Source organism: Intrasporangium sp. DVR, from assembly GCF_040365325.1.
GTDB lineage: Bacteria > Actinomycetota > Actinomycetes > Actinomycetales > Dermatophilaceae > Intrasporangium.
Map to the genome: position 1 here is coordinate 102,483 of NZ_BAABZW010000016.1, position 21,985 is coordinate 124,467.

Sequence of the window (21,985 nt, forward strand, 5' to 3'; positions counted from 1 at the left end):
CGCCATGCTCGAGGTCCGCGACCTCGTCGTCTCGTACGGCAAGATCAAGGCCGTCAAGGGAATCAGCTTCTCGGTCGACGAGGGTGAGGTCGTCACCCTCATCGGCACCAACGGCGCCGGCAAGACGACGACGCTCCGGACGATCTCGGGACTGATGCGTCCGACGGCCGGCTCGATCCGCTTCCTTGGCAAGCGGATCGACGGGGTGGCCGCCCACGAGATCGTCAGCCTCGGTATCGCCCAGTCCCCGGAGGGGCGTCGGATCTTCCCGCGCCTCTCCGTGGAGCAGAACCTCCGCCTCGGGGCGTTCGCACGGCGCGACAACATGATCGGCAAGGACCTCAAGGCGGTCTACGAGCTGTTCCCGATCCTCGAGGAGCGCAGCCAGCAGCCCGCCGGGACGTTCTCCGGCGGCGAGCAGCAGATGCTCGCGATGGGCCGGGCCATGATGAGCCGCCCCAAGCTGCTCATGCTGGACGAGCCGTCGATGGGTCTGTCACCCATCATGATGAAGCGGATCATGTCGACCGTGACGACCTTGCAGCAGCAGGGAACCACCATCCTGCTCGTCGAGCAGAATGCCCAGGCCGCGCTGCAGCGGGCGAACCACGGCTACGTGCTCGAGGTGGGCAAGATCGTCCTCAAGGGCTCCGGCAAGGAGCTGCTCACCAGTGACGAGGTCCGCAAGGCCTACCTCGGCGAGGACTGACCGCGACACATTCCCGTTGAGGGGACGGCGGCCGCTCTGGGACCATCAGTGGATGGGACCTTCGGGTGGTCGCCGTCCCCGCTCCAGAGGACGAGCCCAGCTGTCGGTGCTCGTCGTTCTCGCGGTGGCGGTGCTGGCTGCCGGCTGCCAGGTCGGGGCGCCGGGCCGGTCGACGTCCGGCTCGGGGGCCGTCACGACCGCGCAACCCCTGACGTGGGCCGAGCTCACCCTGCCCGACGGGGTCGAGCCCGTCACGGTGGTGCCAGCCGACGACGCGCTGGTCATCGGTGGCTTCGCCACCGACCGCCCGCGCCCCGTGATGTTCATCGTCCGGGACCAGCGCCTGACGCCCATCCAGGTCGAGCCGCACTCGCCGTACGCCTTCGTCGCGCGGTGGGTCTCGATCGCCGTCGCCGACGGTCACCTCGTCGCTGTGGGTGGGGCCCGTGGTGGGGCGCACGCCAACGTCCGGTGGACGGTGTGGCAGGGCAGCGCCACAGGCAGGACTCCTCAGCTCGTCGAGCACCCGCAACCCTTCGGAGTCTTCGGTGGCTGGGGCGCCGGCGACCTCACCGGTGTCGCCTTCGCGGGAGCCGAACCGGTCATCGCGGGGGCCTGGGCCAGCGAGCGGACCGGCAACGACGTGTCGTTGTGGCGGGCCTCTGAGGACCGCTGGGCGCGGCAGGACTCCACGGGTACGCCACTCGGGAGCACGCCGACAGCCCTCAACGGTGCCCGGTTCATCGCCACGACAGGGCAGGGGCTGGCCCTGGCAGGATCGGTCACCGACCTCGGCGGCGGGTCCGTGGTGTCGGTTCCGGCGCTGTGGTTCGCGTCCGGCCCACAGGGTCCCTGGACACTCGTCCGGCTCCCGGCAGCCCAGTCCATCGCGGAGGCCCACTCTGCACGCTGTGAACAGTCCCGCTGCCTCGTGGTGGGTGCCGACGGCGACGCCTTGGCCGTCTGGGACGTGCAAGGGTCGACGCCGACGAGACTCACGACGCCGCAGGTCGTCCTCGCGGACAAGCAGGTGGTGCCGCCCCCGGTCGGGATCGCCGGATCGAGCTACATCGCCCTGCCCGGTCTCGTCCTCGAAGGAACGTCACGCGGGTGGGACGAGCGCACCGGCCCCCCGGGGGCGCCGATGGCCGCCGCGGCCGTCGGCGACGTGCTGTATCTGGTGACCCGGCAGGGCGACGGGCCCAACCGGCTGTGGTCCGCCCGACCCTAGGCCAGCCACACCGCAAGCCGGCGCTTGGCTGGCGGCCGGCCCAGCGGCATACCGACGTCTGTCGCGAACCCCGGCGGAGCGGACGAGAGGCCGCAAACCTGCCCCTTTCGCTCTGGACCCTTCTGCACGTAAGGTCAGGCGGGTGACTTCCGGGGCACACAACTTGGAGGGACGTATGGGTCGTTCGCTGGTTACCGTCCAGCGGGTCGAGGCCGGTCTAGAAGCCCAGTTCATCGAGCTGTGGATCGCTCACCGCATCGAGATCGGGACGACGCCCGAGGCTGCCTGTCGCCTCGCCGCCGACGGCACACTCCGTCGCGCGCTGGCGCGACACGACGTGACGGCATACATCGCGTTCGTCGACGGCGTCCCCGCGGGCTATGTCGTCATCGCCGACACCACGCGCAGCCTCTTGGTGGCGGCGCCGAGCGTCTCGATCGACATGCTCTACGTGCACGCGGACTACCGGCGGCAAGGGGTCGGGAAGGGCCTGCTCGCCGCGGCTTCACGCTACGCGGACCGCAACGGGTGCGAGCACCTCGTCAGCGCGGTTCCGGCCCAGGACCGTGAGGCCAACCGGTTCTTCGCCCGGCTGGGGTTCGCCCCAGAGACGGTCCGTCGTGTCACCTCGTCGGCGACGCTGCAACGCAAGCTCGCCGGCGAGCCGCGGGCGCAGCGCTACTCGCTCGACAAGGTGCTGCAGCGACGCCGCGACGTGCGCGCCCGGACGGCCACGGCCCAGTCCCCGGGGGCCGCCGGATAGGGGAGTCAGGCGCCGGGGGCCCGGTCTCGCAGCAGACAGCTGATCCGCGCCGTGCAGAGGCGACGCCCCTCGTCGTCGGTCACGACGACCTCGTAGCTGGCCACCGAGCGCCCCGCGCTCAGCCGCGTCGCCGTGCCCGTGACGATCCCCGACCGTGCGGCCCGGTGGTGGGTCGCGTTGATGTCGAGGCCGACGGCGACGCGGTCCGGGCCCGCCGAGAGCGCGGCGCCGAACGAGCCGAGCGTCTCAGCGAGGACGACGCTGGCACCGCCGTGGAGCAGGCCGTAGGGCTGGGTGTTCCCGTCGACGGGCATCGTGCCCACCAACCGCTCGGGTGTCGCCTCGACGATCTCGATCCCCATCCGATCGGCCAGGGCACCGACGCCCACCGTGTGGATCGACTCGAGATGCGTGGGCTCAGACATGACGGCGATGGTAGCGCCAGCCGCCAGCAGGTGCGTCGGACGATCATCCGCCCCACGCTGGTGTCGGCCCCGGACACTAGGCTCTCCCGGGTGAGCCGACTTCTCCTCCTCGATGGACACTCGCTTGCCTACCGCGCCTTCTTCGCCCTTCCGGCGGAGAACTTCTCGACCGTGACGGGCCAGCACACCAACGCTGTCTACGGGTTCACGTCGATGCTCATCAACATGCTGCGGGACGAGCAGCCGACGCACGTCGTCGTTGCCTTCGACAAGTCGCGACAGACGTTCCGCTCCGAGGAGTACGCCGAGTACAAGGCCGGCCGGGCCCGCACGCCGGACGAGTTCACCGGCCAGCTGCCGCTGGTCAAGGAAGTGCTCGACGCGCTGCGGATCCGCTACTGCGAGCTCGACGGCTACGAGGCCGACGACATCATCGCCACGATCGCCAGCGAGGCCGACGCCAAGGGACTCGAGGTCCTCATCTGCTCGGGCGATCGCGACACCTTCCAGCTCGTCAGCGACAACGTCACGATCCTCTACCCGGTCCGGGGCGTGTCGGAGGTGTGGCGGATGGGCCCGGCGCAGGTCGAGGAGAAGTACGGCGTCCCCCCGGCCCGCTACAGCGACCTCGCGGCGATGGTGGGGGAGTCGTCCGACAACCTGCCTGGTGTCCCGGGAGTCGGCCCCAAGACCGCAGCGAAGTGGATCAACCAGTTCGGCGACCTCGAGGGCATCGTCGCGGCGATCGACCAGATCAAGGGCAAGGCCGGTGACTCGCTGCGAAGCCACCTCGACCAGGTGCTCCGCAACCGCCGGCTCAACCAGCTCGTCAAGGACGCCCCGGTCGGATGCACGGTCGACGACCTCGAACGGCGCCAGTGGGCCCGTGAGGAGGTGCACGAGGTCTTCGACCGCCTGGAGTTCCGCGTGCTGCGCGACCGCCTCTTCGCCGAGGTCGAAGCCAGCACCCCCGAGGCCGACCAGGGCTTCGAGGTCGATGGGAGCATCCTGGCGGTGCCGGCGGTGCCGCGGTGGATCGGTGAGCACCTGTCCGGTGGGGAGCGCGCCGGCTTGGCCGTGACGGGCTCGTGGGCGCGGGGCACCGGGGACGCCGTCGCGCTGGCGGTCGCTGCCCCGGACGGCACCGCGGCGTGGATCGACCTGACGACCCTCGACCCCGCCGGTGAGGCAGCCGTCGGGGCGTGGCTCGAGGACGAGAAGCAGCCCAAGGCGATGCACGATGCGAAGGGTCCGATCGAGGCCCTCGCGGCGCGGGGCTGGACGCTCCGTGGGCTCACCAGTGACACGCAGCTGGCGGCCTACATCGTCAAGCCCGACCAGCGCACCTACCACCTCGACGACCTCGTCCTACGGCACCTCAGGCGCGAGCTGAGTGCGACGATCGACGCGCACGGGCAGGGCATGCTCGACTTCGGCGGTGACGCCGACGAGAAGGCGGCCTTGCAGGACATGGTCCGAGCCACCGCCGTGCGCGACCTCGCTGCCGTGCTCGACGAGCAGGTGGCCGCCACCGGCGGCACCGAGCTGCTCGCGGACGTGGAGCTGCCCCTCGTCGACGTGCTCGCCCGGATGGAGCGCGCGGGCATCGCGGTGGACGCGACCGGGCTCGACTCGCTCGAGCAGACATTCGGCGCCAAGGTGGCCCAGGCCCAGCAGGACTGCTGGGACGCCATCGGGGGCGACCAGATCAACCTCGGTTCGCCGAAGCAGCTCCAGGTCGTCCTCTTCGAGACCCTGGGCATGCCGAAGACGAAGAAGACGAAGACCGGATACACCACGGACGCGGACGCGTTGGCGGAGCTCTACGCCAAGACCGAGCACCCTTTCCTGGAGGCGTTGCTCCGGCACCGCGACGCCGCCAAGCTGCGCGTCACGGTCGAGGGCCTGCAGAAGTCGGTCAGCGACGACGGGCGGATCCACACGACCTACCTCCAGACGATCGCCGCCACCGGCCGGCTCTCGTCGACCGAGCCCAACCTCCAGAACGTCCCCATCCGCACCGAGGAGGGGCGACGGATCCGCGAGCTGTTCGTCGTCGGGGACGGCTACGAAGCGCTCATGTCGGCCGACTACTCCCAGATCGAGATGCGGGTCATGGCGCACCTGTCGGGGGACGAGGGGCTCATCGAGGCCTTCCGCTCGGGGGAGGACCTGCACCGCTTCGTCGGCTCCCAGGTCTTCGGAGTGGCCCCGCAGGACGTGACGGCTGAGATGCGCTCGAAGGTCAAGGCGATGTCCTACGGTCTGGCCTACGGGCTTTCCGCGTACGGCCTGTCCAAGCAGCTGACCATCAGCACCGACGAGGCTCGTGCCCTCATGGAGGGCTACTTCGCGCGCTTCGGGGGAGTGCGCGCCTATCTCGACGAGATCGTGGCGGAGGCCCGCGGTACGGGTTTCACGGCCACGATGTTCGGACGTCGTCGGTACCTGCCCGACCTGACGTCGGACAACCGGCAGCGGCGCGAGATGGCCGAGCGGATGGCGCTCAACGCGCCGATCCAGGGCTCAGCCGCCGACATCATGAAGGTGGCCATGATCGGCGTCGACCGGGCCCTGGCCGCGGCCGGTGCCCGGTCGCGGATCCTGCTGCAGGTGCACGACGAGCTCGTGCTCGAGGTGGCCGGGGACGAGCGCGCCGACGTCGAGCGGATCGTGCGCGAGCAGATGGGGCACGCCGCCGAGATGGACGTCCCGCTCGACGTCAACATCGGGGTGGGCCGCTCGTGGCACGACGCGGCTCACTGACGCGACGCGACCCGGCCTCCGAGCAGCGTCCCCCGCTCGATGTAGAGCCCGGCGGCGACCAGGCCGATGGCGCAGATCAGCATGATCGTGACGACGTCGCTGACGGTCTTGCCGGCCATGGCCACCCAGGTCACCGCTGCAGTGCTCACGACCCACATGGCGACGCCCATGCGCATCGACGCCGCGGCGACACCGGCGTAGGCCAGCACCTGGACGAGAGCGAGAGCCACCCCGAACGCCACGAAGCGCCACAGGTCGGCGCCGAGCGACGTGAAGCTGGGCCCGCCGACGAGCGTGGCGAGCTGATTCCCGACCGCTGCGGTCCCCGCCGTTCCGACCAGGCCGAGGCCCGCCGTGACGGTCAGGGCGCGGACGAGCGCAGCGCGACGGCGGGCCTCATGCGCCATCGCCGGGTAGAACAGGGTCGCGAGGAAGCTCATGCCCCAGAAGGCGGCCTTTTCGAAGAGCGCTCCGATCGTGTAGTGGCCCGAGTCAGCAGCAGCCAGCTCGTGCCTGGCCAGCAGAACGTCGACGCTGACGAGGAAGAGCAAGCCTGACGTCGGTACCACGGCGGCCGCGACGAGCCGGACGAGGCGTGCGGTGGCCCCGGGGGGTGGGGCAAGGAGGGGTCGAGTGAGGCCGGCCCGCCCCGCGCGGTCAACCGGGTCGAACAGCACGAGGAGCAGGCAGAAGAGGGCAACGAGCAGGAGGCCCAGGACGTAGAGGCCGACGACCGCCGTGGCGTCGGGGCCGACCCGGTTGGCGAGAAGGGCCGCCGCGACCTTGCCCACGCCGACCAGTGCGAGAGCTGCTGACAGTGCGATGAAGCGCTCGCGTCCTTGGAGCAGACCCTGGGCCGCGAGGAGAACGGCGAGCGGGACCATGCCCACGGCGAGGACCAGGGCTGCGCCCACCGTGATGTCGAGGACGATGGCGAGCAACGGGGACGCGACGGTCAGGAGGGCGGCCGTGGTGACGCCGAGCCAGAAGGCCGCCTTGAGCAGTCGGATCTCGAGATCGCGAACACGGGTCCGGTCATGCGCACGTCGCGCTACCAACCGAGCCGCCACGAGCTGGAGGCCGAGGGCTGGGATACCGGCAATGACGCTGAGGTTGATCATCGAGCCGACCGCGCCGAGGTCGGCCGGACTCATGCGCCGGCTGAGGACGGCGAAGAACGCATAGCTGAGCAGGTTCGACACCAACGTGCCGACGAGCAGGAACACGCCCGAGCGGGCAAACCGGTTGGCGGCAGGGGCGTCGTGCGTCGTCCGTTGTGCCATAGTGCCGAGCATGATGCCAGCCCGGCGCCCCGCCATGGTGGCGGCAGCGGTCAGCATCGTGCTCTCGGCAGCCGTGACCTTGCTCATGCTGTGGCCCGCCCTGAGTCCGGGTTACCTGCTCTACCGGGACTTCGTCACGGTGCCTGACCCGACCCTGAGCCCCCGCACGTGGGGATATGACGGCTCCGCGCCGCGCGCGGTGCCCCTCGACGCGCTCATGGCGTGGTGCGATCCTGTCGTTCCGACCTGGTTGCAGCAGAAGATGATTCTCCTCGGGTCCCTCTGGCTCGGTGGCGCCGGGGTCGCGGTCCTGCTCCGTCACCGCGGCCCACTCGTCGCAGGCCTCGGCGGCGTCGTCGGCACCTGGTCTCCCTACCCGGCCGAGCGGCTGCTGCTCGGCCAGGCACCCACCCTGCTGGCTTGGTCCATGTTGCCCTGGCTCGTGGCGGCGAGCATCCGTCCGGGGCGGCCCCGCCGGCGAGTGGCCCTCGTCGTTCTCGCAGCAGTGCCCGCTGCTCTCACCCCCACGGGCGGGCTGACCGCCGCCTGCGCAGCAGTGGCGCTCTCGGTCCTCGCTGGACGCAGCCGCGGGGAGACGGGCGCCGTCATGGGTCTCGGGGTCGCGTGGTGCCTCCCGTGGCTCGTTCCTGCTCTCGGGGGTCGGACCGGGGCCGGAGACTCCGCAGGGGCCGCGGCCTTCCGCGTCGACTCCACGGGGCCGAGCGGGGTCCTCGACATCCTCACCGGCGGTGGTGTCTGGGCGGAGGGGGCCAGGTTGGCCTCGCGGGACGAGCCGGCCGCAGTGGCCGCCATGACGCTCCTCCTGCTGCTCGCCGCTCTGGGAACGATGCACTGTGGGCATTCGCGTCGCCGCCTCCTCTGGCTGGGGCTGGTCGTTCCGCCGGTGCTCGTCCTGCTCCTCGCTTCCCCGATCGGGCTGCCAGCCTTCGCCGCGGCTCAGTCCGTGCCGGGCGTGGCTCTCTTCCGCGACACGCACCGGCTGCTCGCGATCTCGGCCTTCGCGTTCGCCGTGGCCGTTCCCCTGGGCGTCGGCCGTCTCGTGGACCTTGCTCACCAGCGTGTGGGGGAGGGGCAGACCGGGGTCGCACGGCGGGCCGTGGTGGCGGGCGCCGTCTGCGCCGGCGCGGCCGTGGTGCTCCTGGCGTCCCCGGACGCGCCCATGCGGCTGCGTCAGGCCTACGTGCCGGTCGACTTCCCGCCGGACTGGAGCAGTGCGGTCGCACTCGTCGCGGGCGACCGCACTCTGGTGCTGCCTTGGCAGCCGATGCGGCTGACGCCATGGAATGGGGATCGGCCCTTCCTGGACCCGCTCCCACGGGCTCTTCCCGGAGACGTGATCGCGGCATCCGACCTCGTCGTCGAGCGCGACGGGGAATGGTTCGAGGTCGGTTCCAGTGACCCGTCAGCGGCGACCGGTTGGCGGGAGGGGCGGATCGAGCCGACCGAGCTCGGCAGGCTCGGGATCACCAAGGTGGTCGAGTGGCGGCAGAGCCCGGGAGTGACGGCGGCAGCCGGTCGGCTCCGGCTGCTGTCGGAGACCTCGACGTTCAGGATCTGGGGAGTCCCGTGATCAGCACCGAGACCGGTTGCCTCACTTGCCACATCCCGCTTTGCCGCTAACATACTCACCAGTAAGTCACGCCGTGGTGGCGTGCTGAGAGGAAATCAGTGTCGAATCAGCCCCGTCGCGGAAGTCGCCTGTCTGCCCTCCTCATCGCCGGTGTGAGCCTGCTCGCAGGAGCCGGCCTGGCCATCGCCGCCGTCAACGCGGTGATCTCCTCGAGCGCGCCCAACGACTCGTCTGCCGTCCAGTCCGGTCCCGGGCAGCTGGTCGACCCGGGCCAGCTCATCCACTACGGAGGCTGAGGGCGCCGCTCCTGGCGCGACCCGGCTCATCCAGTGCGAATCGCCTTCCTCAACTGGCGCGATCTCACCCACCCTGAGGGTGGGGGCGCCGAACGCTACGCCCAGACGATCTGTGCCGGCCTCGCCAGCCGCGGCCACGACGTCGTGCTCTTCTGTGCGGCTCACGACGGTGCACCTGGTGTCGAGGACCTCGACGGATACCGGATCGTGCGCTCAGGTGGGCGTCTCGGGGTCTATGCCAAGAGCCTCTTGGCGCTGCGGCGCATGGCTCGCAAAGAAGGCTCCTTCGACGTCGTGGTCGACACGCAGAACGGTCTGCCGTTCTGGGCTCCGCTGGCCGTGGACTACCCAGTCATCTCGCTGATCCACCACGTCCACCGGGAACAGTGGCCCGTCGTCTTCGGGCCCGTCGTCTCTCGTCTGGGGTGGTGGATCGAGTCTCGTGTCGCCCCCGTGGCCTACCGGAGCGTTCGCTGCGTCACGGTGTCGGACCGCAGCAGGCAGGAGATCATCGAGCTCGGACGCGACCCCGAGTTGATCCATGTCATCCACAACGGAGCCGATCGCCCGCTCGCCCTTGGTGCGACGCGATCCGAGCGTCCGACCATCGTCGTGCTCGGCCGGCTCGTGCCCCACAAAAGGGTCGAGCTCGCCATCGACGTGCTGGCGGATGTGCGCCATGACGTGCCGGATGTCGAGCTGCGGGTCGTCGGGGACGGGTGGTGGCGTCCCGCCGTCGAAAGGTACGTGGCGACGTCGGGTGTCGCGGACCGGGTGCGGCTCCTCGGTCATGTCGACGAGGAGACGAAGCATCGCGAGCTGGCCCGCGCCTGGCTGGCCCTGGCCCCCAGCGCCAAAGAGGGATGGGGCCTCAATGTCGTGGAGGCGGCCTCACACGGGGTGCCGACGATCGCCCACCACGGCGCAGGCGGGCTGTCCGAGTCGGTCGTCGACGGCGTCACCGGGGTCCTCGTCGCCGATGTGGCGGAGATGGCGGAGGTGACCCGTGCCCTCCTCGGCGATGGCCCCAGACGGGAGCAGCTCGCCGAGAACGCGCGAGCGCTCTCCCATCGCTACACCTGGGACGCTGCCGTCGAAGAGTGGGACCGACTGCTCGAGTCCGTGGCCCGGAAGGACGCCGGCGACCGCGGTCGCCAGGTGGTCTCCGCGTGACGGGACACCTCCTCGAGCCCTCGGGCTCGCTCCGACGGTCCATCCAGCTGTTCAGGGCCTTTCGTGTCGAGCAGAGCGACCCGGACCACTTCTATTCCATGCTCGCACAGGACTCCATCCGCGAGCTCCGGCGGTGGCTTCCTCTGGAGGGCGCCACGGTTCTCGACGTCGGCGGGGGCCCCGGCTACTTCGCGGACTCCTTCCTGGCGGCAGGAGCGCGCTACGCCGGACTCGACCCGGATGTGGGTGAGCTCACAGCGCGGGGGCGCGCCGGAGTGAACACCGTCCGGGCCTCCGGCCTCGAGCTGCCGGTGGCAACCGCCTCGGTCGACCTCGCCTACTCGAGCAATGTCCTCGAGCACGTGCCCTCCCCTGAGCGGATGGCGGAGGAGATGGTGCGGGTCACTCGGTCGGGCGGGACCATCGTGATCTCATGGACCCCGTGGCTCTCGCCCTGGGGGGGCCACGAGACGTCGCCGTGGCACTACCTCGGGGGACGGCGGGCCGCGAATCGGTACGCTCGCATCCACGGGCGGCGTCCCAAGAACGACTTCGGTAGCAGCCTCTACGCGTGCTCGATCAGCCGCATGATGCGCTGGGCCGGCGGCGCGGCGGCTGAGGGTCGGGTGGACGTGGTGGACGTACTGCCGAGGTACCACCCGGCATGGGCGAAGTGGGTCATCCGGGTGCCGGGCCTGCGTGAGGCCGTCAGCTGGAACGCCGTCCTGGTCTTGCGCAAGTCATGACAGCTGCTCTGCACCAGGAGCTCCGTCCCACTCACAGCGCCCTCAAGAGCGGTCCCCGCGCGCTCGTGTGGCGGGTACGCCTGCTCGTTGCCGTCACTGCGTTCGCGGCGGTGGCCTTCCGTCAGTCGACCGGGCTCATCGTCCCTGACACGAAGCTCGACCTGACTGCCGACCCCGGCGCGTTCCTGGGCCGGGCCTTGCACCTCTGGGACCCCGGTGGGGCCTTCGGACAGCTGCAGAACCAGGCGTACGGCTACCTCTTCCCGGTCGGGCCGTTCCACTGGGCCCTGTCCTCCGCCGGCTTCCCACCGTGGGTGGTCCAGCGCCTCTGGTGGACAACGATCTTCGCCACGGCGCTGCTCGGCATGTGGCTACTCACGCGCGCCCTGGGCGTACGGGACCCCTGGGCACGTCTGGGCGCGGCGATCGCCTTCGCGGCGGCGCCGAGGTTTGTGGCCGAGATCGCGGTGACCTCGGTCGAGGTATGGCCGCTGGCCCTGTCTCCCTGGGTTCTGCTCCCCCTGGTCGTCCGGGACCGCTCGACGAGCTGGAGGGCCAGCCGGTCGGCCCTCGCCTTCCTGCTCGTCGGCGCCGTCAACGCTGCGGCCACGCTGGCCACACTCGTGCTGCCGATGTTGTGGCTGATGACCCGGCGCTGGCACAAGGCCCACGTGCGCCTCGCTGTGGCGTGGGGGTTGGCCATCATGGCCGTGGCCACCTGGTGGATCGTGCCCCTGCTGGCCTTGGGACGCTTCAGCCCGCCATTCCTGTCCTGGATCGAGAACGCGAGCGTGACGACGGGCACCGCCAGCCCCTTCGAGGTGGTGCGCGGGACCTCCGCGTGGCTCGGGTTCCTGCTCACCCCGACCGGCCCTTCATGGCCCGCGGCCTGGCTCCAGACGACTGTTCCCGTGGTCCTCATGGCGACCGTCCTGGTCGCCGCGGTCGGCCTCTTGGGCCTTCGGTTTGGGGGGGAGGTCCGCTCGTTCCTCGTGCTCGGGTTGGTGGTGGGGGTTGCTCTCGTCACCTTCGGGCACCACGGTGGGGGCGGGTGGCCCTGGGCCAGCTGGTTGCAGGACCTCCTCGACGGGCCACTGGCGGCCTTCCGCAACACCCACAAGTTCGAGCTCGTCGTCCGCATCCCGATCACCGTCGGAGTCGCCCTGGCTCTTGAGCGGGGGGCGACACTGGTCCGGGCCCGCACTCCGACGCGGCCCGTCCGATCTGCGGTCAGGCCGTTGATGGCATTCGCCGTCGCTTGTGTCCTGGTCGCCTCCGCCGCCCCGGCCGTCTCCTCCTCCATGGCCCGCCCTGAGGGGTACGCGGCCATCCCGGACCATTGGCGCGACGCGGCAGCCTGGTTGGACGCTCAGCCGGAGACGGGCAGCGTGCTCGTGGCACCCTCGGCCGCCTTTGCCGACTTCACGTGGGGCTCGACCAAGGACGAGCCGTTCCAGGCGCTCCTGGAGCGGCCCCACGTCGTGCGCGATGCCGTGCCGCTGGGTTCCGCCGGCGCCACTCGCCTCCTCGACTCGGTGATGGACCTGCTGGCGACGGGTCAGCGGGTGGAGCGACTGGGCAGCACGCTCGCGATGGCAGGTGTCGCGTTCGTGCTGGTGCGCAACGACATCCGGCTCGATGCCCAAGGAGACCCCCCGAGTGTCATGGTGCGGTCCCTTCAGGAGTCGGGCTTGGAGCGCGTCGCCACCTTCGGTCCTCCCAGTGGGGCCGTCGGCGAGTCCGACACGATCACCGTCGACTACCGCACCCTGCTGCAGCGGCCGTCGATCGAGATCTACGCGACCAGCGGCGCAGCCCAGGCCAGGCTGGTTCCCCTGGCATCCCTTCCGGTCCTGACCGGCGGCCCGGAAAACCTCCCGGCCGTCACCGAGGCCTTGGGGCCTCAGGACGTGCTCCTCGAGGCGGACGCGTCGGGTGTCGGCGACGCCGCTGGGGGCCCGACGATCCTCACCGACGGCCTGAGGCGTCGGGAGGTCAACTTCGGCCTTCCCACTCACAACACCTCCGGAGTGTTGGAGACCGGCGACCCCGGTCGGTCGGGGCGGAAGGTCATCGACTACTCCGTCCCCGGAGGCCAGTCGAGCCTCACCTGGAGTGGAGTTGCGTCCGTCCGGGCCTCCTCGTCGGCGTCGGATGCCTATGCGACGCTGCGGACGGGCCCGGGCCAGGGGCCGCAGCAAGCGTTGGACGGCGACGACCGAACCCGTTGGCTCAGCGGGCGGTTCGGACAGGCGACCGGTGAGTGGCTCCAGGTGGACTTCACCCGCCCGACGCGGGTGGCCGGCACCACGATCACCCTGTCCGGAGCATCTCCGGTGGCCGCTCGGCCCAGAGCTGTCAGGGTCGAGACCGACATCGGGGCCGTGACAACCACCGTCGTTGCGGGCCCGGCTGTTCGCCTCCGGACCCCCCCGGGCGCAGCGAGCTGGCTGAGGATCACACTCGTCGACGTCGAGCCCGGGGTGCAGAACGGCTTCTCCGTCGCGGAGCTGTCGGTTCCGGGGGTGACGCCCCGTCCGACGCTCAGCCTCCCCGGAGCGTCGGACCCCCAACTCGTCCTCCTGGAGACCGGCAAGCCGGGACGTTCCGAGTGCCTCACGCTGGACGGGACGGTCGCCTGCAGCCCGACGCTGCGTCGGGACGCTGAGGAGCTCGGCTGGCGGCGCAGCTGGACAGCGACCGCAGCAGGGCAGTACTCCGTCAAAGGGGAGGTCACCCCGGTCGACGGACCGGCGCTCGAGGAGCTGCTTGCCCTTCCGTCCGGCTGGAAGGCCACCGCCTCCTCCCGGCTGGTCACCGCACCATTGGGGCGCCCGGACGCGGGTATCGACGGGGACCCCAGTACCGGGTGGGTGGCCAGTCCGGCCGACCCGCGGCCGTGGTACGAGATCTCCCTCCCGCGGAGGATTCGGGTCTCGGGGATGAGGATCACCAAGAGCCGCGAGTTGCCGGCCTCGACGCCGGTCACGGTGACGGTGACGTTCGACAACGGGACCACGCGCACGGTGACCGCCGACGACTCCGGCGTGGCCCGGTTCCCACCGATCCGGACGAGTTCGCTGCGCCTGACCTTCGGCGAGGCCCGGCTCATGGAGAACATCGACTCGGAGACAGGGCGGCACTCCTTCGCCCCGCTGGGCTTCAGCGAGCTGCGCCTGCTTGGTGCGAAGCGGCTCAGTGTCCCACTGGTCGCCGGGGCAGGCACAGGGGTGCCGTGCGGCTTCGGCCCGGAGCTGACCATCGGGGGCCGAGGGTACGCGACCCGGGTGCGCGGAACGATCGCGGAGCTGCTGACCGGAGGGACCCTCTCCTGGGAGCCGTGCGCCACCGCGGGGGTCGTGCCCACGCCGGTCGGGCGAGTGACCGTCGAAGCGCGGGCCAGCGCGGAGTTCAGCCCCTCGCAGCTGTCCCTGCGGTCCATGTCCCTTCGGCGGCAGGCGGATACCTCGAGCGAGGTCTCCGTCGAGAGAACCAGTCCGTCGGTGCTCACTGCGGGTGTGGGCGCACGCTCGGCTGCGAGCGTGCTGGTCCTGCCCCAGAACTACAACCCGGGATGGACCGCGAGAGGCCCGGAGGCAGCTCTCACCCCGATACGAGTCAACGGGTGGCAGCAGGGCTTCGTCGTCCCTGCCGGTCCCGCGACCGCCCTGGTTGCCGAGTTCGCTCCCAACCGGCTCTACCAGTTCGGGCTCTTCGTCGGAGCGCTCCTTGCGCTTCTGGTGCTGGTCATCGCCGTGCGCTCACCGCGCCGGGGGACGGGGCCGCACCCTTCGGCCGGCTGGGTGGGTTCACCGATCGCGGGGGCTGTCGTGGCCGTGGCCGCCGGCGGTCCAGTGGCGTTGTTGGCTGGCGCAGCCGCACTCGTCGTCGCGGTGGGGACGAGGCGAAGGACTGAGTGGCTTCCCTTCGTCTCGCTGCTCGCCGCGGGCGCCGCGGTGACGGCCCGCCCGTTCCCGGCGTACTCAGCACACGTCGACTCGTGGCTCGTTCAGGGCCTGGTCTGGCTCTCGATCCTGAGCACCGTCGGGTGTCGGCCCGAGCGGCGACCGACCCGGACGCGACGCATGATGGGCCGCTCGACCAGGTAGTAGCTGGCGGCCGCGGCGAGGAGCGCCATCGCGAGCGTGAGCACCCAGCGTGGTCCGAACCGTCCGGTGAAGGCCGCAAAGCCCGGGATCTCGTTGACCAGCTCGAGGGCGATGACGTGGTAGGCGAACACGCCGTAGGAGACTCGTCCGAGCCACACGCCGGCACGCCCCGTCAGGGGAGCGAGGGCACGCGGCTCCGCGGCGGGAGGAATGGCCAGCACGGTTGGGGCGACCGCGAGCAGCCCGATCGCCGCGTAGAGCAGGTTCTTTGCCGCAGCCTGGAAGGGGGTGGGCTCCGTCAGGTCGATCGGTCCGGCCACCGCGCTGGTGGACAGCAGGTAGAGGGCGCCCAGCAGGGCCCACACCGTGCCCGGGTGGTGGGCGAGGACCTCGAGTCGAGAAACCGGCAGCACTCCCGTCGAGCGACCCGCGTGCCAGACCGCCAGTCCCATGCCCACCGCGAACCACCCGACATATCCGGGCAGCCACAGCCTCGCCGGTGGATGTCCGACGACGGTTGCGAAGGCCATCCAGGCGGCGCCGACGGCAGGAAGGACCGAGAAGCCGATGAGAACACGCCGACACCACGAGGCGTTGCCCGGCCCCCGACAGACCAGCGCGGCGACCAGAGGCAGCACGAGGTAGAACGCCACCTCCGTCCCAAGGCTCCAGAACTGGGTCAGCCCCGGAGTCAACGGAGTGTCGACGTAGATCTGCGTGAGCGTGGCGTGGGCCACGTAGTCGCCCGTCGAGCCGCCCCGCACCAGCAGGGCGGCAGCCGCCACGGCGATCCAGAGGGGCGGGAGGATACGCGCCGCCCGCCGCGCATAGTAGGCGAGCGGGCGGGGTCGATGACGCCCCTCCAGGTGGGCCATGGCATGGGGGCGGAAGAGCAGGAAGCCCGACACGACGAAGAACAGGGCAACCCCCGCATCGAGGCGAGCCAGGATCGACGCGAAGGGCCCCCGCAGGGCATCCCCACTGTCGAAACCCACGTGCGTCGTCAGCACGGCGAGTGCGCCCACGAACCGGAGTCCGTCGAGTGCGTCGAAGCGCAACCTCATCAGCGTGGTCCCCCTCGATGGGTCCTCGCACAGCGGCGGCGGGCGCGCTCGATGCGGATGCTCATCGTCACTCGGCCGGGGTGGGGAACCCGAGCTGCACGTCTCCCACGCAGAAGTTCATGTCTTCGGGGAGCCCGGTGAAGACGAGTTCGGATCCTTCGGCGACCAGCGCGACGTACACCTCACCGAGGCCCTCGGACAGCTGGACCTCCTGGCTGTCATCTCCGAGGGAGACGGTGGCGAAGGCCGGGGCGTCTGCGAGGTAGCCGATCCGGACCGCCCATCCCCAGCGGTGAACAGGTTGCGACAAGGTGATTCGAACCGTCCCATTCCTTGCCCCGTAACAGCTGTTGGCGCGCGGGATGGACGTCGCGACGGGGTTGATCCGCATGGGCACGAGCGCGCCGGTGGCATTGAGGACGTAGGGCGCCGTGAACACGCGCTGCTCGTACAGGTCCTTTCGCCTGTCAGGCATGAGCGGGGCCAGGTATCGGCTGGCGGTGTTGTACGACGCGAAGAGCGGTCCGATGATCTGGCCGGGAACTTCGGTGTCGTACACCTCAGCCGTAGGGGGCAGCCGCTCGATCGACTCCACTGTGTTCGTGACGAACTGGCGGGCCGGGTTGTTGGTGCTGAAGGCGGCGTACCCCCCGAAGGCATGAAGTGAGAGACCGGCGATCACTGCCATCGATGTCAACAGGGCCGCGAGTGGTGCCGGCCGGGGCAGGCGTGTCTGCAGCTCACGTGCCGTGGTGGTCCACGGGCGCGTCTCGTCGACGAGCGGCATCAGGGCCGCACCCAGGGCCACGACGAGAGGAACGACCGCGTCCGCGAGGTAACGAGTCTCCAGGGCCACGATGGAGCCACCGAAGGCGACTCGTCCGGCTGCCACCGTGGCGATGGAGCCCAGGAGGTAGACGAGGAGGGCAGCCCAGAACCGGGCGGCACTTCGGCGAAGGACGAGAGATCCGACCACCACCGCGGAAGCAACGATCCACAGGGCCCAGTCGAACGCCCTGGGCGAGTCGACGATGGCGAGCGCGTAGCTCGTCGGTTGCCAGTCCCAGGGTCCGCCGAAGGTGCCGGGCACGAAGGTCCGCGCCACGCTGAGGAAGACGAAGTCCGCCAAGGGACCGGGGTCCGGGGCGGTCACCGGCGAGTCGTTCCCGGCACTCTGCACGCCGGGCACGTACAGGGCCAGATAACCCAGAGAGGCGACGAGGTACCCGAGCCAGACCCACCGCGTCCTCCTGGCCAAGGCCCACACCACGGAGGGCGTCAGCCTGGCCCCGTGGGCAACAGCCAAGGTGAAGACGATGACGTAGGGGAGGAAGATGACGATCTTCTCGAAGCTCGCGAGGCCGACGACGAACCAGGCGACCGCCCACCAGGCGTCACGTGGCGCGCCCGACCGGACGTAGCGCGTGTGCCAACGCAGCGCTCCCGCGATCGCGATCATCAGGGGCAGCCAGATGATCGCGGCGGCCAGCCATGTGAAGGCGGGCAGGGTGAGCGGCGTGATGCAGAAGATGGCGTACGGCACGAGGACCAGGGCGCGACGGCCGAACAGCTCGGTGAGGAGCAGCCAGACCTGGCGGCTCAGGAACGCCTGGCCCGCGAGGAGCACCGCGACGGTGACGCCCCAGTTCAACGGGGCGAAGTGGGCCAGCAGCCACATCGTGGCGAAACCGATGGGCTCGAAGTGCCCGGTGTGAACCCGGGTCAGGTAGGCCCACCCGAAGCCGCTCTCCATGGCCCGGGAGCTGAGCATGAAGTCATCGGTGATGAAGAAGCTGTCCTTGACCACGCTGGCGCGAGCGGCCAGGGCCAGGATCGTGATCACCAGGACCGCGGTCCTGAGCAGGTCCCTCTCCAGCCATGGGGGACGCTCGACCTCGGAGGTCGGTTCCTCCGTCCCGGTGGGACTCGCCGTCGCCGCAGCAGCTCCAGCGGCCGAGGTGACGTCGCTCACCGGTCACTCCTTGGTCTCTGAGTTGGCTGCGGGGCCTGGCCAGTGACGAGGTGGAGTTCTCGCTGGTAGGCTCCGCGCGAGTCATGTTACCTGCGCGTAGCAGGCGGGCATGACCTAGGGACAGCGCCGTCACTCTAGTCGGGAGACCTCTCTTGCGTCGCATCTTCGGTGGCATTGCAACCGCTCTGGGCACCGCCCTGGTTGTCGTGGGATTCCTTGCGAATCCGTACCTCTACAACCAGCTCGCCACGGTCCCGCTGGACCAGCACCCCGCGATCTCCGAGAGCGGAGAGCAGGACTGCGAGGCGGAGGTGAATGACTGTTACACCTCCCGCTCGGAGGGCACCGGCATGGAGGTGCTCCGGCTCTGGGCGGACGCAGAGGAGAAGGCGCACTACGACAAGCTCACCGACGCACACGTGCTCAGCACCCGGACCGTCGTCGGCGTCCCGGGCGAGGTGTCGGGGGACGATGAGCGCACCGCCGTGTGGCAGACGGGGGTCAAGTCCGAGGCGGCCGGTGTCGGCGACCTGACCTACAGCATGGAGGTCGTCACGTTCGATCGCGTGACCGGCGAGACCACCGGCTCTCCGCTGGACGTGCGCTCAGCGGGCGACCTGGACGACCCGGAGAAGGTCGTGCCGGTCCTGCACTCCGGCCAGTTCTTCAAGTTCCCCTTCAACGCGCAGAAGAAGACCTACCAGTTCTGGGACGGCGACCTCGGCCAGGCGGTCCCGATCGAGTTCATCCGGGAGGAGAACCTCTACGGCACCGAGACCTACGTGTTCCAGCAGTCGATCCCGAAGACGAGGGTCACCACCCGTTCGGTCCCCGCCGGAATCTTCGACGCCACTGGGGAAAACGTCGATGTCGAGGTCATGTACGCCAACAAGCGGACGCTGTGGGTGGAGCCCAACACCGGGGTGATCGTCAAGGGGCAGGAGGAGCTGGAGCGCTCGCTGGTCTCCGCTCAGTACGGCAGCGTCAACACCACGAAGGGCACGATCGGCTACAACGAGAAGACCGTCCTCGCCAACGCCGAGACCTGGGGCTCCAAGGGCCGTCTGCTGGGGTTCGTCCGCGACACGCTGAAGCCGGTGGGTCTGGTCGTCGGGGGCCTGCTCGTGCTCGTCGGCCTGGCGCTGCTGCTCGTCCGACCTCGTCGGGAGGAGCCGGCCCAGGGCGTGGACGGCCTCGGCACGCTGGGGAGCCGACGACAGCGGACCGCACGCCCCTGAGCTCGCGCGGGGCTCGCGCGGGCTCGGGTGGGGCACCCTCGCGTCGGTCCTCAGGCAGCCCCGTCAGGGGTCAGAGAGCAGACGAAGATGGCAGTGCCCGGGATGAGGCGCCCGCGCAGTGGTGACCATCCGCCCCACGTCTGCTCGTGCCCGTCCGGCCACTCCGGCTCGATCAGGTCGACCAGACGGAGGCCGGCGTCGGTGATCTGGCGCACGAGCTCGCCCATGGTGCGGTGGTGCTCGACGTAGGTGGCCAGCCGGTCGGAGTCCTGCTCGACGTACGGCGTCCTGTCGAAGTAGGAGTACGTCGCGGTGAGGCCCCCGGGGCCGGGGTCGTCGCGGAACGCCCACCGGATCGGATGGGTCGTGGAGAAGACGAACCGCCCGCCGGGTCTGAGCACGCGGGCTGCCTCCTCGAGCACGACGGCAGGGTCTGCGACGAAGGGGATGACCCCGTAGGCCGTGAAGATGACGTCGAAGGAGCCGGCGGCGAAGGGCAGCTCGCGCCCGTCACACTGCACGAAGGGCGCCCGGTGATCCGGTGCGAGACCGTCGTTGACGGCACCCCCCTGCCGGATCATGCCGGCGGAGAGGTCACTGGCGACGACCTTCGCTCCCTGGAGCCGCACCCAGCGCGAACCCTGCCCCGCCCCGGCGCCGATCTCGAGCACCCGCCGTCCGGCCAGGTCGCCGAGGAGGCGGGCGTCGGCCTCTCGCAACCCCTCGGGGCCCCACACGAGGTCCGCGTCCCCGAGGAAGGCGCCGTGCTCCTGGTAGTAGCCGGCGGCCTCGTCGTCCCACCAGGAGCGGTTGGCCCGCACGGTCTCTCGCGGGGCTGCCGGACGTCTCAGCGCCTCGGCCGGCTCGCTCATCGACCACCCCGACCAGAGCGCCTTTGACCGGCTCCGTCGCGCACGGATAGGATGATCGAGCGCATTCGTGTGCTCAGTTCACCATGTCCACACGGCGACCCACAGCCGCCGCCAATTTTACAGTCCACAATCGGAGTTCCTACTACATGACTGCCAACACGGTCGAGAAGACCGCGCCTGAGGTCGCCATCAACGACATCGGCTCTCAGGAAGACATCCTTGCCGCGATCGACGCGACCATCAAGGACTTCAACGACGGCGACATCGTGCAGGGTCGCATCGTCAAGGTCGACCGGGACGAGGTCCTGCTCGACATCGGCTACAAGACCGAGGGCGTCATCCCCTCGCGCGAGCTGTCCATCAAGCACGACGTCGACCCCTCCGAGATCGTCGGGGTGGGTGACGAGGTCGAGGCCCTCGTTCTCCAGAAGGAGGACAAGGAAGGTCGCCTGATCCTGTCCAAGAAGCGCGCGCAGTACGAGCGCGCCTGGGGCACGATCGAGAAGATCAAGGAAGAGGACGGGGTCGTCACCGGCACCGTCATCGAGGTGGTCAAGGGTGGCCTCATCCTCGACATCGGCCTCCGCGGCTTCCTGCCGGCCTCGCTCGTCGAGATGCGTCGCGTCCGCGACCTCCAGCCGTACGTCGGCAAGGAGATCGAGGCCAAGATCATCGAGCTCGACAAGAACCGCAACAACGTGGTCCTGTCGCGTCGCGCCTGGCTCGAGCAGACGCAGTCCGAGGTCCGCACCACGTTCCTCAAGGAGCTCCAGAAGGGCCAGGTCCGCCAGGGCGTCGTCAGCAGCATCGTCAACTTCGGTGCGTTCGTCGACCTCGGTGGCGTGGACGGTCTCGTCCACGTGTCCGAGCTGTCCTGGAAGCACATCGACCACCCGTCCGAGGTCGTCGAGGTCGGCACTGAGGTCACCGTCGAGGTCCTCGACGTCGACATGGACCGCGAGCGAGTCTCCCTGTCGCTGAAGGCGACGCAGGAGGACCCGTGGCAGCACTTCGCGCGGACTCACGCCATCGGCCAGGTCGTGCCCGGCAAGGTCACCAAGCTCGTCCCCTTCGGCGCCTTCGTCCGCGTCGAGGACGGCATCGAGGGCCTCGTGCACATCTCGGAGCTGGCTGAGCGTCACGTCGAGCTCCCGGAGCAGGTCGTCAACGTCGGTGACGAGATCTTCGTCAAGGTCATCGACATCGACCTCGAGCGTCGCCGCATCTCGCTGTCGCTCAAGCAGGCCAACGACGAGAGCGTGCCGGTGTCGGAGTTCGACCCGACGCTCTACGGCATGGCCGCCGAGTACGACGAGGAGGGGAACTACAAGTACCCCGAGGGCTTCGACCCGGAGACCAACGAGTGGCTCGAGGGCTACGAGGCCCAGCGCGAGAAGTGGGAGCGGCAGTACGCCGAGGCCCACGCCCGCTGGGAGGCGCACAAGGCGCAGGTCGACGCCGCCGCGAAGGCCGACGCCGAGGCTGCTGCCAACGCCGGCATGGCCACGTCGTACTCGTCCGCCAGCGGTGCTTCCTCGGAGAGCCAGTCCGCGCCGACCCCTGCTGAGGGCACGCTCGCCTCTGACGAGGCGCTCGCTGCGCTCCGCGAGAAGCTGACCGGCAACTGACGACACCAGGCCGTATGCCGCTGGGCCCGCTCGAGCGGTAACGGCCACACCGAGCCCCGGTCCTTCACGAACGTGAAGGACCGGGGCTCGGTCCGTCTCCGCGGCCTCGGCCCCGCGGT

The 21,985-nt window shown here is 70.0% G+C and carries 16 protein-coding genes; 11 read left to right on the top strand and 5 right to left on the bottom strand.

The annotated features are described in order from the left end of the window. Window positions 1-4 precede the first annotated feature (4 nt). The 3 genes from ABWV20_RS12535 (at window position 5) to ABWV20_RS12545 (ending at window position 2,703) form a co-directional block, all read left to right on the top strand. Window positions 5-709, top strand: coding sequence for an ABC transporter ATP-binding protein (locus ABWV20_RS12535; RefSeq protein ID WP_502901788.1), 705 nt, complete (start codon window positions 5-7; stop codon window positions 707-709). Window positions 710-761: 52 nt separating this feature from the next. Next, window positions 762-1,940, top strand: coding sequence for a hypothetical protein (locus tag ABWV20_RS12540; protein WP_353355502.1), 1,179 nt, complete (start codon window positions 762-764; stop codon window positions 1,938-1,940). 175 nt (window positions 1,941-2,115) lie between these two features. Next, a complete protein-coding gene (locus tag ABWV20_RS12545) occupies window positions 2,116-2,703 on the top strand; it encodes a GNAT family N-acetyltransferase (RefSeq protein ID WP_353355503.1) in 588 nt (195 codons plus the stop codon). A gap of 5 nt (window positions 2,704-2,708) precedes the next feature. On the opposite strand, the gene ABWV20_RS12550 is transcribed toward ABWV20_RS12545, so the two are convergent. Next, window positions 2,709-3,128: a PaaI family thioesterase gene (locus ABWV20_RS12550; RefSeq protein WP_353355504.1), complete on the bottom strand. Its 420-nt coding sequence runs from the start codon at window positions 3,126-3,128 to the stop codon at window positions 2,709-2,711. A 90-nt stretch (window positions 3,129-3,218) separates the two neighbouring features. On the opposite strand from ABWV20_RS12550, the gene polA reads away from it, so the two are divergent. After that, complete coding sequence (polA, locus tag ABWV20_RS12555) at window positions 3,219-5,894, top strand: DNA polymerase I (protein WP_353355505.1); 2,676 nt, start codon at window positions 3,219-3,221, stop codon at window positions 5,892-5,894. Here the strand turns inward: polA and ABWV20_RS12560 are convergent. Further along, complete coding sequence (locus ABWV20_RS12560) at window positions 5,888-7,177, bottom strand: hypothetical protein (protein WP_353355506.1); 1,290 nt, start codon at window positions 7,175-7,177, stop codon at window positions 5,888-5,890. The two genes, polA and ABWV20_RS12560, sit on opposite strands and share 7 nt — an antisense overlap. A gap of 10 nt (window positions 7,178-7,187) precedes the next feature. On the opposite strand from ABWV20_RS12560, the gene ABWV20_RS12565 reads away from it, so the two are divergent. The 5 genes from ABWV20_RS12565 (at window position 7,188) to ABWV20_RS12585 (ending at window position 15,092) form a co-directional block, all read left to right on the top strand. After that, entirely contained in the window at window positions 7,188-8,768 is a 1,581-nt protein-coding gene (locus ABWV20_RS12565) for an MmpA family trehalose lipid delivery protein (RefSeq protein ID WP_353355507.1), read from the top strand. Between the two features lie 98 nt (window positions 8,769-8,866). Continuing rightward, the gene (locus ABWV20_RS12570; RefSeq protein ID WP_353355508.1) at window positions 8,867-9,064 is read left to right on the top strand and encodes a hypothetical protein; all 198 of its coding nucleotides are present in this window, start codon (window positions 8,867-8,869) and stop codon (window positions 9,062-9,064) included. A gap of 33 nt (window positions 9,065-9,097) precedes the next feature. Continuing rightward, window positions 9,098-10,237: a glycosyltransferase family 4 protein gene (locus tag ABWV20_RS12575; RefSeq protein ID WP_353355509.1), complete on the top strand. Its 1,140-nt coding sequence runs from the start codon at window positions 9,098-9,100 to the stop codon at window positions 10,235-10,237. After that, window positions 10,234-10,983, top strand: coding sequence for a class I SAM-dependent methyltransferase (locus tag ABWV20_RS12580; protein ID WP_353355510.1), 750 nt, complete (start codon window positions 10,234-10,236; stop codon window positions 10,981-10,983). The genes ABWV20_RS12575 and ABWV20_RS12580 overlap by 4 nt, the downstream gene beginning before the upstream one ends. Next, a complete protein-coding gene (locus tag ABWV20_RS12585) occupies window positions 10,980-15,092 on the top strand; it encodes an alpha-(1->3)-arabinofuranosyltransferase domain-containing protein (RefSeq protein WP_353355511.1) in 4,113 nt (1,370 codons plus the stop codon). The genes ABWV20_RS12580 and ABWV20_RS12585 overlap by 4 nt, the downstream gene beginning before the upstream one ends. Here ABWV20_RS12585 and ABWV20_RS12590 read toward each other — a convergent pair. Beyond that, entirely contained in the window at window positions 14,993-16,156 is a 1,164-nt protein-coding gene (locus ABWV20_RS12590; protein WP_353355512.1) for an acyltransferase family protein, read from the bottom strand. The genes ABWV20_RS12585 and ABWV20_RS12590 overlap by 100 nt on opposite strands. 67 nt (window positions 16,157-16,223) lie before the next feature. Continuing rightward, a complete protein-coding gene (locus ABWV20_RS12595; protein ID WP_353355513.1) occupies window positions 16,224-18,128 on the bottom strand; it encodes a DUF2339 domain-containing protein in 1,905 nt (634 codons plus the stop codon). Between the two features lie 152 nt (window positions 18,129-18,280). Here ABWV20_RS12595 and pgfA point away from each other — a divergent pair, with 152 nt between their 5' ends. After that, entirely contained in the window at window positions 18,281-19,366 is a 1,086-nt protein-coding gene (pgfA, locus tag ABWV20_RS12600; protein WP_353355514.1) for a cell envelope lipid trafficking protein PgfA, read from the top strand. A 50-nt stretch (window positions 19,367-19,416) separates the two neighbouring features. Here the strand turns inward: pgfA and ABWV20_RS12605 are convergent, their stop codons facing one another. Then, window positions 19,417-20,238 (bottom strand): class I SAM-dependent methyltransferase, encoded by an 822-nt coding sequence (locus tag ABWV20_RS12605; RefSeq protein ID WP_353355516.1) that lies wholly within the window; start codon window positions 20,236-20,238, stop codon window positions 19,417-19,419. Window positions 20,239-20,384: 146 nt separating this feature from the next. Here ABWV20_RS12605 and rpsA point away from each other — a divergent pair, with 146 nt between their 5' ends. After that, a complete protein-coding gene (gene rpsA, locus ABWV20_RS12610; RefSeq protein WP_353355518.1) occupies window positions 20,385-21,866 on the top strand; it encodes a 30S ribosomal protein S1 in 1,482 nt (493 codons plus the stop codon). Window positions 21,867-21,985 lie beyond the last annotated feature (119 nt).

Coding starts and splice junctions, on each gene's coding strand:
- ABWV20_RS12605 (WP_353355516.1), bottom strand. CDS start 20,238: ATGAGCGAGCCGGCCGAGGCGCTGAGACGTCCGGCAGCCCCGCGAGAG.
- ABWV20_RS12550 (WP_353355504.1), bottom strand. CDS start 3,128: ATGTCTGAGCCCACGCATCTCGAGTCGATCCACACGGTGGGCGTCGGT.
- ABWV20_RS12590 (WP_353355512.1), bottom strand. CDS start 16,156: ATGAGGTTGCGCTTCGACGCACTCGACGGACTCCGGTTCGTGGGCGCA.
- ABWV20_RS12545 (WP_353355503.1), top strand. CDS start 2,116: ATGGGTCGTTCGCTGGTTACCGTCCAGCGGGTCGAGGCCGGTCTAGAA.
- ABWV20_RS12540 (WP_353355502.1), top strand. CDS start 762: ATGGGACCTTCGGGTGGTCGCCGTCCCCGCTCCAGAGGACGAGCCCAG.
- ABWV20_RS12535 (WP_502901788.1), top strand. CDS start 5: ATGCTCGAGGTCCGCGACCTCGTCGTCTCGTACGGCAAGATCAAGGCC.
- ABWV20_RS12565 (WP_353355507.1), top strand. CDS start 7,188: ATGATGCCAGCCCGGCGCCCCGCCATGGTGGCGGCAGCGGTCAGCATC.
- ABWV20_RS12585 (WP_353355511.1), top strand. CDS start 10,980: ATGACAGCTGCTCTGCACCAGGAGCTCCGTCCCACTCACAGCGCCCTC.
- ABWV20_RS12560 (WP_353355506.1), bottom strand. CDS start 7,177: ATGGCACAACGGACGACGCACGACGCCCCTGCCGCCAACCGGTTTGCC.
- rpsA (WP_353355518.1), top strand. CDS start 20,385: ATGACTGCCAACACGGTCGAGAAGACCGCGCCTGAGGTCGCCATCAAC.